Genomic DNA, 12076 nt, shown 5'->3' with positions numbered 1-12076 from the left:
GTGCACGACGTCGGAGTCTACCGAGGTCGGCGCCCGACCGGTTCGCGCCGAGTCCCGTCGACGGCCCCTCGAACGTTTACATCGGCTGATGGTAGCTTTCTGGACCATGTCACCTCGCGAACTCCAGAACGTCTATGTCCTGGGCGGTAACCGGATCCCCTTCGCTCGTTCCAACGGCGCCTACCTGGGCGAGACGAACCAGACGATGCTCACCGCCGCGTTGAACGGCCTCGTCGACCGCTTCGGTCTCCACGACGTACGCCTGGGCGGGGTGGCCGGCGGCGCTGTCGTCAAGCTCGCCCGCGACCACAGCCTCACCCGCGAAAGCCTTCTCGACACCCCGCTGTCGCGGGCTACTCCCACCGTGGACGTGCAGCAGCAGTGCGCCACCGGAGGCCAGGCCGTGGTTCACATCGCGAACAAGATCGCGTGCAGCCAGATCGAGTCCGGCGTCGCATGCGGTGCCGACACCACCTCCGATCCGCCGATCGGATTCGGTCCTCGGCTGCGCAACCGGCTCGTCCGGGTCAACGCTGCCCGCAGCCTCCCCGACCGCCTGCGCGAGGCCGTGCAGATCCCGCTGTCATTGGACTTCGACGTCCCCAGCCCCGCCGAGCGCCGAACCAACCTCGTTCCCGGTGCCGCCCAGGCGGTGACCGGCGCGGCGTGGAACGTCACTCGCGCCGACCAGGACCGCATCGCGCTCGACTCCCACCACAATCTGGCGCGGGCCTACGACGACGGATTCTTCGACGACCTGCTGACCCCGTTCGCCGGGCTCGCCGAGGACGACAACCTGCGACGCGGTCTGACCGCCGAACGGGTCGCGGCGCTCGCACCGTGTTTCGGCGGGCCCGACGGCACGATGACGCCGGCGAACTCGACCACGCTGACCGACGGGGCGTCGTCGGTCCTGATGGGCACGGCCGCGTGGGCGCAGAGCCGCGATCTGACCCCGCTCGCCCGGCTGGTGGACGCACAGAGCTGGGCGGTCGACTACGTGGACGGCGACCCGAAGACGCAGGGCGTGCTGATGGCGCCGGTGTACGCGGTCGACGAACTGCTGCGCCGCAACGGCCTCGCCCTGCAGGACTTCGACTTCTACGAGATCCACGAGGCATTCGCCTCTCAGGTGCTCTCGACGCTGGCCGCCTGGAACGACGATGAGTTCTGCCGGACGGCTCTGGGCCGCGACCGGGCACTCGGCGAGATCGACCGCAGCCGCCTCAATGTGTGCGGCGGCTCGCTGGCCACCGGTCATCCCTTCGGCGCCACCGGCGGCCGCATCGTCGCAACGGTCGCCAAACTCCTCGCCTCCCAACCGGGCTCGCGCGCGCTGGTCTCGATCTGCGCGGGCAGCGGCATGGCCGTCACCATGATTCTGGAATCGGCCGGCTGACCGACCGCGGTCGGCGGACGCGCTCAGCGGCTGCCCGACGGGCGGGCCTGCACGGCGGTCGCGCGACGGCGTGGCACCAGGCCGGCCCGCGCGTGCGCGACGATGATCTCGGTGAGCGCGGTCACGGCCGGCGACCGCAGCTTCCAGTACTGCCAGAACAGCGGTACGTCGACCGGCGTCTGCGACAGTTTCACCAGGTCTCGCCCGGTGTGCTCGTCGTCGAGATCCACTTCGGGAACCGCTCCCCAACCGATGCCGGCGGCGATGGCCCGCCGGTACTCCGCGGCCGCCGGAATGTAGTGGACGGGCGGTGAGATCGGTTCGGCGACGAGCTGTTTCAGCGTTTTGATCTGCAAATGGTCGTTGCTGTCGAACATCACCATCGGCGCGTAGCGCATGTCTCGGGCCCGTACGCCGTGGGGCAGCCAGTACTCGATGAACTCCGGCGAAGCGACCGCGAAGTACCGCAGGGAACCGAGTTCGATGGTCTCGCAGCCCCGCACACCGACCGGGTCGGAGGTGACGGCCCCGATCACGTCGCCCGACCGAAGCAGCGCGGTGGTGATCGACTCGTCGTCACGGTTGACGTCGATCGAGACGGCGTGCTCGCGGTGGAGTTCGGCGAGCACCGGAAGGAACCACGTCGCCAACGAGTCGGCGTTGCAGGCGATCGACAGCTCCACCCGCGGCAGATGCCTTGGGTCGCCGTCGAACTCCGGCGCGGTCCCGATCAGCGCGCCCCGGGCCTCGGCCACCAGGACCTCCCACTGTTCGCCGAGCCGGGCGAGCACCTCGCCGTCGACGGTCGGCGTCGCGGGCTTGGTGCGGCGCACCAGCACTCTCCCCACCGACTGCTCCAGCGCCTTGATCCGCTGGCTCACCGCGGACGGCGTGACGTGCAGCGATGCCGCCGCCGCCTCGAATGTGCCCTCACGGAGGACGGTGGCCAGCGTCACGAGTCCTTCAACCGGAAACTCCATATTAAGTCATTCTAATCTTTACTAAGAATCATTTGTTGGACTAATGAGGTCGACGTTCCTAGCGTGGACTCACGTGATCAGCACGTACCTTCTCGCCGCGCTCGCCGGCCTCGTGACCGGCGCCGGCCTCATCATCGCGATCGGACCGCAGAACATCTATGTCATCCGGCAAGGCGTGAGTGGTGCCTACGTACTCCCGGTGATCGCGGTCTGCGTGGTCTCCGACATCGTCCTGATCAGCGCGGGAACGGCGGGGCTCGGCGCCTTGGTCTCCGCTCATCCGAGCGCCGTCGCGATCGCTGAGTTCGTCGGCGGCGGCTACTTGCTCGTCTTGGCCGCCCTCGCCGCGCGGCGCGCTCTTCGCCCTGGCTCCGGACCCGCGCACTCCGGCTCCGGACGGACCGTGGGGCTGTGGGCTGCACTGGGCACCGCACTCGCTCTGACCTGGCTCAACCCCCACACTTACCTCGACACGGTTCTCACCCTCGGATCGATCGCCAACAGTCACGGCGGCGCCAAGTGGTCGTTCACGATCGGCGCATGCACGGCATCCCTGATCTGGTTTCTGATGCTGGGCCTCGGCGCCCGGCGGATGGCGCCGGTGTTCGCCTCTGCGCGCGCGTGGCGCGTCCTCGACACCGCGATCGCCGCCGTGATGGCCGCTCTCGGCGTGATGCTGATCGCCGGAGCCTGAGTCGCACGCAGCGCGCCAGACGACGTCGCTGTACACCTCTCCCCGCGCACCGGACGTCTCTAGACTCGGCTGTACAGGCGAAGTGAGGAGAAGTGAGATGACCGGACCGAACCGACCCTCCGACCCCGTCGTGATCATCGGCGGCGGGCTCGCCGGAGCGAAGACCGCCGAGCAATTGCGGGAGAACGGATACTCCGGCGGCGTGGTGCTGATCGCCGCCGAGCGCGTCGCACCCTATGAGCGCCCACCGCTGTCGAAGGAGTTCCTCGCCGGAAGCAAGTCGCTGCCGGAGTTCACCGTCCACGACGAGGCCTGGTACGCAGATAACGACGTCGACCTGAGGTTGGGCGTGCGCGCCGAGTCCGTCGACACCGCATCGCGGACCGTGCGTCTCAGCGACGGCGGTGCCGTCGCCTACTCCGCACTGGTGCTGGCCACCGGGTCGACGTCCGTGCATCCGCCGATCGACGGCGCCGACGCGGCGGGCGTTCACTATCTCCGCACCGTGGACGAGGCGTCCGCGCTTCTGGAGACCTTCGGCGAGGGCAAGCGGCTCGCGGTGATCGGCGGAGGCTGGATCGGCCTGGAGGTGGCGGCCGCGGCCCGGCGTCGCGACACGGAGGTGACCGTGGTGGAGGCCGCCGATCAGCCGTTGCGGGCCGCGCTCGGACCCGAGATCGGCGCTGCCTTCGCCGATCTGCATCGCGCGCACGGTGTCGACCTGCGCACCGGGCGCAAGGTCTCGTCGATCACCGTCGCCGACGGCAGGGCCACCGGCCTCGAACTCGACGACGGAACGACCGTCACGGCCGACGCGGTCCTCATCGCCGTCGGAGCCCGGGCCGAGACCGGGCTCGCCGAAGCCGCCGGGCTCACGCTCGCCGACGGCGGGGTGGCCACCGACAGCCGGCTGCGGACCAGCGCAGCGGACGTGTACGCGGCCGGCGACATCGCCGCCGCCATGCACCCGATCCTGCGGACGCGGGTCCGCACCGAGCATTGGGCCAACGCTCTCAACCAGCCAGCCGTGGTCGCGGAGAACATCGTCGGGCGCGACACCGAGTACACCCGCATGCCCTACTTCTTCACCGATCAGTACGACCTCGGAATGGAGTACCGGGGCCTCGCCGAGGGCTACCGGCGCGTGGTGACGCGCGGCGACGTCTCCGGGCTGGAGTTCCTGGCCTTCTGGCTCGACGAGGCCGGAACCGTTCTGGCCGGGATGAACGTGAACATCTGGGACGCCGGCGACGACATCGCAGCCCTGGTGCAGGCACGGCGCCCGGTGGACGCCGCCGCGCTGGCCGACCCCGAAGTACCCTTGTCGAGCCTGATCTGACACCCGTTCTGCGCTCGTCCGCAGACACATACCGAAAGGACGACGCGGTGGACGCGACCATCTACTACAACGCGAGCTGCAGCAAGTCCCGCACCGCCCTCGACGCCTTGCGCGACGCCGGCGCCGACGTCACCGTCGTGGAGTATCTGACCGACACCCCCGACAGAGACGCACTCGCCGAACTGATCGCGGCCGCGGGCCTATCGGTGCGCGACGCGGTCCGGAGCGGGGAGCCGCTGTATGCCGACCTCGGTCTCGACGGAGCCGACGACGATGCGCTGCTCGACGCGATGGTCGCGCACCCGTCGCTCATCCAGCGGCCGCTGGTCGTCACTGACGCCGGGACCGTCATGGCGAGAACGCCGGAGAGTCTCCAGCGAATCGTCGAGGGTCTGCGCGGCCGCGAGTAACGTCGGCAGTCGTGACCGCGTCGAAGCCAGAGTCGAAGCCAGAACTGATCCAGACAGCCGCCGACGTTCGTATCGCCGCCACACGCGTCGGTGAGGGCCCCACCGTTCTTCTCAACGGCGGGCTCGGCATGCCGGCGGGTGTCTGGCAGTTCACCGGCGTGCCCGCCGCACTGGTGGAGGCGGGGTTCTCCGTCATCACCTACTCGGCGCGCGGACTCGTGCCGTCGTCCGCGCCGCCCGCGCCCTACTCGGTCCCGGAGATGGCCGATGACGCCGCCGCCGTGCTCGGCCACTTCGGGGTGGACGACGCCGTCATCGCCGGCTACTCGATGGGCTGCTACATCTCCCAGGTCCTCGCGTCGTCGTGGCCGGGACGGATCCGCGGTCTCGCAATGATCGCCGGGCTTCGGTCGTCCGCCATCGGGGAGATGGTGAACGAGATGGAACTCGGGCTCATCGAGCGGCTCGGTGAGATCCCCGAAGCGGTCACCGTCTTCGAACAACTGATGACCACTCTCGGACCGGGCATGCTCGGCGACGACCTGACCGTCCGCGCCTGGCGCGAGGTGCTGACGGCGGGCGAGCCGGTGTGGGCGTCACCGGACGGCCTCAAGGGCCAGCTCTCGGCGTCTCACGGATGGATGCTGGCCAAGGAGCCGACGCCCGAACGCCTCGCCGCGATCGACGTTCCGGCGCTCGTCGTCGCCTACCAGCACGACGTCTTCTTTCCGCCGTCGGGCAGTCGCGAAGCCGCGTCGCACATGCCGATCGCCGACTTCCACGAACTCGACGGACTCGCGCACGGCGGGCTCATGCTCGACCCCGATCGCCGCGCGACGGCCCTGCTGGTCGAGTTCTGCCGCAAGGTCACGGCGTCGTAGCCGCGCGGCTCCGTTCGGGGAGTGCGGCTCTCAGACCTTGTGCCCGTCCCACTCGTGGTCGTGCATGAAAGCCTCCGCGAGGCCCACCTTGTATCGGAATCCGTGACTCAGGATCGCCATGTAGGCCGGAATCAGCATCAGCGCGGGCAGCCGGTCCTCGGAATCCCAGATCACGTCGCTCGCCGCACGGAAGTCGCGCACGAACTGCCGCAGGCTGCGCCCACCTCGGCTGGACTTGCGCCAGCCGTAGAGGGTCATGCCGACGCCGATCATCCGAGTGCGGTTCTCGGGCGGGCTGATGATCTCGGTGTTCTCGCCGAAGAACGCGCGGTCGAGGCGATTCTGCCTGGTGTACATCATGATTCCGCTGGTGCCCCGCGGATTGCATTCGATCGTGTACAGCCCCTTCTCGGGGTGGTCGATGAAGTCGAGTCCCATGTGGCCGGTGAAGTTCACCGACTTCGCGAAGCGCTGCACCCAGTCGAGGATCGGCTGGTGATCGACCTGCGTGAAGGTCAGGCACGAGCTGCCGTCGATGGCGTAGTCGACGGGATAGGTGGCGTGGGCGAAGACCTCGCCGTCACGGCACACCGAGTAGGTGCAGTACCGGTCGCCCTCCATCCACTCCTGGGCGATCCACGGGTTGGTCTCGTCGTAGGTGAGGAAGTCGAGGGATTCGCCCGGCTGCGCCTTGTAGACCTTCTGCGAGCCGCGGGAGTACGTCTGCTTGATGGCGAAGGGCGTGTCGAAGTCGAGCCCGACCGTGTCCTGCGCCGAGGCCAGCTTCTTGAACTTGAGCGTGGGAAAGCCCCGCTCCACCAGCGCCTCCTGGAAGGAGAACTTGTTGTGGAGCATGTCCTCCACCTCGAATGGCGACAGGAACAGCTCGCATGTCGGCGGGAACAGACCGGCCATCATCGAGAGGATGTCGGTCTCCTCGTGGATGGGGATCACCATGTCGATGCCCTCGGACTTGACCAGTTCGGCGATCTCGCGGCAGTACTCCTGCGGCTTGAACTTGGGCGGACTGACCCGATGGAACGACGAGACGGCGTTCGAGAAGCGGCTCACCGTGATCGGGAGGCTGTCGCACGTCGACACCGTGTGCCCGGCAGCGGCGAACTGTCGCGCCAGGTTGAGCGTCAGAAACGACCTGCCGAAGGTGATGAGGACATGTTTGCGCGTACCGGAGACCACAGATACAGAGTAGACAAGTGAACAAGCCTCACGTGTAGCGTGTTCTTACCGAGTACTCATTCACGACTCAGGGGATTCTTCGTTGTACGTAATCGGGATCATTGCGGCGTCGATGGCCGCGGTGGCCTACGGAGTCTCGACCGTGCTCCGAGCACTCGGCGCCCGCCGGGTCGCGGTGGAGCAGCGGGAAGAGGGCAAGGCCGGGGTCGGCGGCGACAACTCGCCGTCGGTCGAGTCGACCTTCTCCACGCTCGTCGATCCCGCGTTCATCCTCGGGACTGTCATGGTCATCGTCGGCTTCGCGGGCGGCGCCGTCGCCGCGCGTTTCCTGCCGCTGTTCCTGGCTCAGTCGATCGTGTCCGCCAACCTCGTCGTCACGGCACTGCTCGGAACACTCCTGCTCAATATCGTTCTGCACACCCGTGACTGGGTCGCGATCTGGCTCGTGGTGCTCTCCCTGTTCCTGCTCGGCGTGTCGTCGTCCCCGGGCGTCAAGGACAGCGCGTCGATGACCTTCCACTGGGGTCTGATGATCGCGACCATCCTGCTGTGCACCGTCTCCCTGGTCGGCGTGTACCGGGGCGGTAAGTTCGCCGCGCCGATCGGCGGTGCCGGCGCGGGGCTGCTGTTCGGCGTGATCGCGTGTTCGGTCCGGGTGCTCGACGGCCTGGAGAAGTTCGACATCCTGACCATCCTGGGTGACCCCGCGGCGTGGTCGATCGCGATCGCCGGAGCGATCGGTTTCTACGTGCAGACGGTGACGCTGCAGGTCGGTGCCGTCAGCGGCGTGACCGCGATGCTGGTGGTCGGTGAGACCGCGGGCCCCAGCATCATCGGCGTGGCCTTCCTGGGCGACAGCGCACACCCCGGTCTCGGCTGGCTCGCGGTGGTCGGCTTCATCGGCGCCGTGGTCGGCGCGGTCCTCGTCGCCTGGTACGGCACCGGCGACCCCGACCACTTCGGGGAGGCCCCGCCGGAGAAGGGCGGATGGCGCCGCGGCCGCGAGCAGGTCGACGACGCGGACCGCTGACGCGTCCTCAGCAGATCGCGGAACGGCTCGGCGAGGATGCCTGCGCCCAGAACCGCTTCGGGATCCGGCCGGCGTGCGCGGCCAGGTATCCGGCGACGACGGCGTGGCGCATGGCCGCGGCCATCGCCGCCGGGTCGTCCGCGCGCGTGACCGCCGAGGCCAGCAGGACGGCGTCGCAGCCGAGTTCCATGGCCAGTGCCGCGTCGCTCGCCGTCCCGATGCCGGCGTCGAGCACCACCGGCACCTCGGCCCGCGCGACGATCATCTCGATGTTGTGTGGATTGGAGATGCCGAGCCCGGTCCCGATCGGCGAGCCCAGCGGCATCACCGCGGCCACCCCCGCGTCTTGCAGACGCAGAGCGAGGACCGGGTCGTCGTTGGTGTACGCGAGAACCTGAAAGCCGTCGGCGACCAGCGCCGATGCGGCGTCCACCAACTCGAGCGGATCGGGCAGCAACGTGCGGTCGTCGGCCACCACTTCCAGCTTGACCAGATCCGTCTCGCACGCCTCACGGGCGAGCTGCGCGGTCAGTACCGCCTCGGCCGTGGTGTGACAGCCCGCCGTGTTCGGCAGGACCGCGATTCCGAGGCGACGCAGCAGGTCGAGCACACCGGTCCCGGACTCCGGACTGATGCGGCGCATCGCCACCGTCGTCAGCTCGGTTCCGGAGGCGATCAATGCACGTTCGAGCACAGCGAGATTCGGCGCGCCGCCGGTCCCCGTGATGAGCCGCGAACCGAACTCGCGGCCGGCCACGGACAGCGGCGGCACCTCCCCGACCGGTCCCTGTGCTGTGTCAGCCACCCTGCACCGCCGTCAGGATGTCGATCTCGGCGTACGCACCGAGCGGTCGGTCCCACTCGGCTTTGGAACGCACCACCCCGTCCACGGCCACCGCGACTCCGCAGTCGGGCAGGTCGAGGTGGGCCAGCAGCCCGGTGACGGTCGGCGCGTCATCGAAGGTGACGGTGTCGCCGTTGACGGTCAGTTCCATGTCGGCTCCCTGTTGTCGGTGTTGTCAGTTGCGATCGGATCCACCCGCGAGTCCGGTCCGCGCCGATCCGGCGGTCGGAGGAGGGCGGCCACGCGCGCCGCGGTCCACGGGGCGAGCGCGATGCCGTTGCGGCCGTGCCCGGCGGCGACGAGAATCCGCTCGTCCACCCGCCGCACCACGGGCACACCGTCCGGCGACGACGGGCGGATCCCCGCGCCCGCCTCGGCGAGTTCGTAGGTGCGCAGTCCCGGCATCAGCTCGGCGGCGTCGGCGAGCAGATCGCCCACCCCGCCCGCCAGCGGCATCCGATCACCGTCGTCGTAGGCCTCGTACTGGGTGGCGCCCACGACCACCCCGTCATCCCTCGGCACCAGGTACAGGGCGCGCCCATGCCAGCGGGCCCGGATCACATGCGTCGGCGGCGGCACCGACCAACGTGTGCGGCGCAGTCGGAGGATCTCGCCCTTCTCACCGCGGAGTTCCACGCTCGGCAGCAGCCTGCGGGAACCGAGGCCGGCCGCGACCAGCACCTGATCCCCGGGGATCGTCGACAGATCGGTCACCCGCCCGCGCTCCCAGATCACTCCGCGGCTCTTGAGCGCGCGTTGCAGCGCGGCGATCAGCCGCCGGTTGTCGAGCGACCCCTCACCGACCGCGTGAAACCCTCCGGCCACGCCGCGCACCAGCGCGGGTTCGGCTGCACGCAGCTCGGCCGGTGTCATCGCGGGCAGCCGGTCGGCGTCGCCGGGCGACGTGGACAGCCCGAACCGCACCTGTGTCCGCAGGTGCTCCAGGTCGGCCGGCGCGGCACCGATCAGCAAGCTGTCGGCGGCCGTCCGCACGGTCGGATCGCCGAGTCGTTCGAGCAGGGCGGGCCATCGCGCCACCGAGTCCCGCGAGATCGCCAGCAGCCGGTCCTCGCCGGGATGTCCTTCTGCGAAGCAGCCGAGCATGCCGCCCGCGACGTGCGCGGCCCGCTCCTGCGGTCCGGCGTCGAAGACGCGCACCCGCCATCCGCGGTCGGCGGCGGACAGGGCGCACGTGAGGCCGACGACGCCGCCCCCGATCACCGACAGCTCACCGACTCGCTCAGTGCGAGGGTCCATCGGAGAGGCGATCTGTTCGCCGGATGCGGTTTCACCAGACATGACGTCAGCCTTCCTTCGCCGGCATGACCCGGATCAGGTGTGACGGTCAGCGCCGGCGCAGCGCACTCTCAGCCCGGCGGACCTCCGGACTCCCGTGTCGATAACGCCTCACAGTCTACCGCCCGGCATCGGCGACTACGGTGTCGGTCATGGATGCCCGCACTCGTCTCGCCACCTCCCGCCTGTACCTGTGCACCGACGCGCGGCGCGAGCGCGGCGACCTGATCGACTTCGTCCGGAGCGCTCTCGCGGGCGGCGTCGACATCGTCCAGCTGCGCGACAAGAATTCGCCCGGGGAACGCGAGTTCGGCGAGCTCACCGCCGTGCAGGAGCTGGAACTGCTGCGGCGGCTGCGCGAACTGACGCACGCCGCGGGTGCGCTGCTGGCGGTCAACGACCGGGCCGACGTCGCGGTCGCGTCCGGCGCCGACGTCCTCCACGTCGGCCAGGACGATCTGCCGCCCGCCACCGCCCGGCGCATCGTCGGCCCCGACGTGGTGATCGGCCGCTCCACGCACACCGTGGAGCAGGCGCTCACCGCCGATGCCGATCCCGACGTGGACTACTTCTGTACCGGCCCGTGCTGGACGACGCCGACCAAACCGGGCCGGGCGGCCACTGGACTGGAGTTCGTCAGCGCGGTCGCCGCGGCGCGGCCCAGCAAGGCGTGGTTCGCGATCGGCGGCATCGACCTGCCCCGCGTTCGAGAGGTCACCGACGCGGGCGGCGAGCGCATCGTGGTGGTCCGGGCGATCACCGGTGCCGACGATCCCGCGACCGCCGCGCGCGACCTCCGGACGGCTTGCCTTTCCGGCACGGCGGAGTAAGCTGCTTGCCATCATGACGTGGAAGCTTCTTGTAGCCCGCCGCAGCGGGGTCTGATTCGACCGACCCCCCGCTGCGGGGTTGTCGTCTCTCCACATTCTCTGAGCTCGTCGGTCATCGAATCTTCGACCGAAATGAAGGCTCCCGATGCGTTCCATTCAGATCCTGCCGACATCCTGTACCCGTAACGGATACGACCGTCCGCAGCAGTCCCGCTCCTCTCGGCGACTGCCGAACTGGTTCCCACGGGAGGCGGCCGACATGACCACTTCGAGTTTCGACCAGACCTACGCACCCGCCGGCGACATCGCGTTGGAGGCGATCACGATCGAGCCGGGTCGCGGCGACACCGTCACCTGCCGCGCACGGATCAATCTCGGCCGACGATGCCACGACGTCAGCGCCACCGCGGTCGGCGCCATCGGCGCGATGACCGAGGTGCTGTACGCACTGGGCGCGGGCGTCGAGATCGTCTCGCTGTACCAGCATCAGGAGGACGGCGAGACCGTCACCTACCTGCTCTGCGAACGCGATCTGCACCGGAGTTGGTCGTACGGCCGGGGCCGCACCGGCGACGAGGCCACCATCAACGCGCTGATCGCGGGAGCCAATCAGCTGGCGTGAGCTCGCTCAGGTGGGCCCGAGCTCGGGCGGGCCGGACTCAGGTGAGCCGGGCCAGCAGCCCCGGCCACGCCTTCGCCAGACCGGGATGCAGCGGCAGCTCGGCCACCGACTCGGCGGGCACCCAGCGCAGTTCGGCGGACTCCCCGTTGCCGACCGTCGCGACCGGCGAATCAGCCTTGGCGATGACCGTCGTGTAACTCCACTCCGGCGCCGAGTGCGTGACGATCGACTCGATCACCGCGACGTCCGACTCAGCTATCCCGGCTTCCTCGTGCGCTTCACGCACCGCGGCCTGTTCCACGCTCTCGTGCGAGTCGCGGGCACCGCCCGGCAGCCCCCACGTACCGCCCTGATGCGACCACACGGCGCGATGCTGGAGCAGCACCACGACGCCTGAGTCGGCCGGCGCGCACAGCAGCAGACCCGCCGCCCCGAAGCGTCCCCAGTAGCGCGCACCGTCCGCACCGAACACCCAGCCGTCACCGTCACCGCGCACCCTGCGACCTCCTGCACCGACCCACCGACTTCAGATCGGCTTCTCTGACGAATCACCG

The 12076-nt window shown here is 69.3% G+C and carries 14 protein-coding genes and 1 riboswitch; of the genes, 8 read left to right on the top strand and 6 right to left on the bottom strand.

All coding sequences use genetic code 11. The features are described from left to right. The first annotated feature begins 106 nt into the window (after nucleotides 1-106). Nucleotides 107-1399, top strand: coding sequence for an acetyl-CoA C-acetyltransferase (locus tag ACK8HH_RS01980; protein ID WP_006897002.1), 1293 nt, complete (start codon nucleotides 107-109; stop codon nucleotides 1397-1399). A 23-nt stretch (nucleotides 1400-1422) separates the two neighbouring features. On the opposite strand, the gene ACK8HH_RS01975 is transcribed toward ACK8HH_RS01980, so the two are convergent. Continuing rightward, entirely contained in the window at nucleotides 1423-2379 is a 957-nt protein-coding gene (locus tag ACK8HH_RS01975) for a LysR family transcriptional regulator ArgP (RefSeq protein WP_006897003.1), read from the bottom strand. A 43-nt stretch (nucleotides 2380-2422) separates the two neighbouring features. Here ACK8HH_RS01975 and ACK8HH_RS01970 point away from each other — a divergent pair, with 43 nt between their 5' ends. The 4 genes from ACK8HH_RS01970 to ACK8HH_RS01955 all read left to right on the top strand — a co-directional run bounded on the left by ACK8HH_RS01970 (nucleotide 2423) and on the right by ACK8HH_RS01955 (nucleotide 5703). Beyond that, nucleotides 2423-3073, top strand: a complete 651-nt coding sequence (locus tag ACK8HH_RS01970) for a LysE/ArgO family amino acid transporter (protein ID WP_006897004.1) — start codon at nucleotides 2423-2425, stop codon at nucleotides 3071-3073. A 97-nt stretch (nucleotides 3074-3170) separates the two neighbouring features. Continuing rightward, complete coding sequence (locus ACK8HH_RS01965) at nucleotides 3171-4412, top strand: NAD(P)/FAD-dependent oxidoreductase (RefSeq protein WP_006897005.1); 1242 nt, start codon at nucleotides 3171-3173, stop codon at nucleotides 4410-4412. A gap of 47 nt (nucleotides 4413-4459) precedes the next feature. Continuing rightward, entirely contained in the window at nucleotides 4460-4822 is a 363-nt protein-coding gene (gene arsC, locus ACK8HH_RS01960; RefSeq protein ID WP_006897006.1) for an arsenate reductase (glutaredoxin), read from the top strand. Nucleotides 4823-4833: 11 nt separating this feature from the next. Then, a complete protein-coding gene (locus tag ACK8HH_RS01955) occupies nucleotides 4834-5703 on the top strand; it encodes an alpha/beta fold hydrolase (protein WP_006897007.1) in 870 nt (289 codons plus the stop codon). Between the two features lie 30 nt (nucleotides 5704-5733). Here the strand turns inward: ACK8HH_RS01955 and ACK8HH_RS01950 are convergent, their stop codons facing one another. Continuing rightward, nucleotides 5734-6900, bottom strand: a complete 1167-nt coding sequence (locus tag ACK8HH_RS01950) for an ATP-grasp domain-containing protein (protein ID WP_278125930.1) — start codon at nucleotides 6898-6900, stop codon at nucleotides 5734-5736. Nucleotides 6901-6982: 82 nt separating this feature from the next. On the opposite strand from ACK8HH_RS01950, the gene ACK8HH_RS01945 reads away from it, so the two are divergent. After that, a complete protein-coding gene (locus tag ACK8HH_RS01945) occupies nucleotides 6983-7930 on the top strand; it encodes an EamA/RhaT family transporter (RefSeq protein WP_278125928.1) in 948 nt (315 codons plus the stop codon). Nucleotides 7931-7937: 7 nt separating this feature from the next. Here the strand turns inward: ACK8HH_RS01945 and ACK8HH_RS01940 are convergent, their stop codons facing one another. From ACK8HH_RS01940 to ACK8HH_RS01930, 3 genes are all read right to left on the bottom strand, one after another. Next, nucleotides 7938-8735: a thiazole synthase gene (locus tag ACK8HH_RS01940; RefSeq protein WP_006897010.1), complete on the bottom strand. Its 798-nt coding sequence runs from the start codon at nucleotides 8733-8735 to the stop codon at nucleotides 7938-7940. Next, nucleotides 8728-8925, bottom strand: coding sequence for a sulfur carrier protein ThiS (thiS, locus tag ACK8HH_RS01935; RefSeq protein WP_006897011.1), 198 nt, complete (start codon nucleotides 8923-8925; stop codon nucleotides 8728-8730). Before thiS ends, ACK8HH_RS01940 begins: the two co-directional genes overlap by 8 nt. Continuing rightward, nucleotides 8916-10073 (bottom strand): FAD-dependent oxidoreductase, encoded by a 1158-nt coding sequence (locus ACK8HH_RS01930; protein ID WP_411815726.1) that lies wholly within the window; start codon nucleotides 10071-10073, stop codon nucleotides 8916-8918. The genes thiS and ACK8HH_RS01930 overlap by 10 nt, the downstream gene beginning before the upstream one ends. Continuing rightward, nucleotides 10066-10179: riboswitch (TPP riboswitch) on the bottom strand. Its footprint overlaps the gene before it by 8 nt. Nucleotides 10180-10222: 43 nt before the next feature. Here ACK8HH_RS01930 and thiE point away from each other — a divergent pair. Both thiE and ACK8HH_RS01920 read left to right on the top strand, forming a co-directional pair. Then, on the top strand, nucleotides 10223-10900 hold the full coding sequence (thiE, locus tag ACK8HH_RS01925; protein ID WP_222110867.1) for a thiamine phosphate synthase: 678 nt from the start codon (nucleotides 10223-10225) through the stop codon (nucleotides 10898-10900). A 259-nt stretch (nucleotides 10901-11159) separates the two neighbouring features. After that, on the top strand, nucleotides 11160-11522 hold the full coding sequence (locus ACK8HH_RS01920; RefSeq protein ID WP_039867667.1) for a hypothetical protein: 363 nt from the start codon (nucleotides 11160-11162) through the stop codon (nucleotides 11520-11522). Nucleotides 11523-11559: 37 nt separating this feature from the next. On the opposite strand, the gene ACK8HH_RS01915 is transcribed toward ACK8HH_RS01920, so the two are convergent. Further along, the gene (locus tag ACK8HH_RS01915; protein ID WP_006897015.1) at nucleotides 11560-12018 is read right to left on the bottom strand and encodes an NUDIX hydrolase; all 459 of its coding nucleotides are present in this window, start codon (nucleotides 12016-12018) and stop codon (nucleotides 11560-11562) included. Nucleotides 12019-12076 lie beyond the last annotated feature (58 nt).

Origin of the sequence: Gordonia sp. LUNF6 (assembly GCF_047041125.1) — a bacterium.
GTDB lineage: Bacteria > Actinomycetota > Actinomycetes > Mycobacteriales > Mycobacteriaceae > Gordonia > Gordonia sihwensis.
Note: the sequence above shows the minus strand (reverse complement) of the source record. Positions and strands in the feature narration are given on the sequence as shown.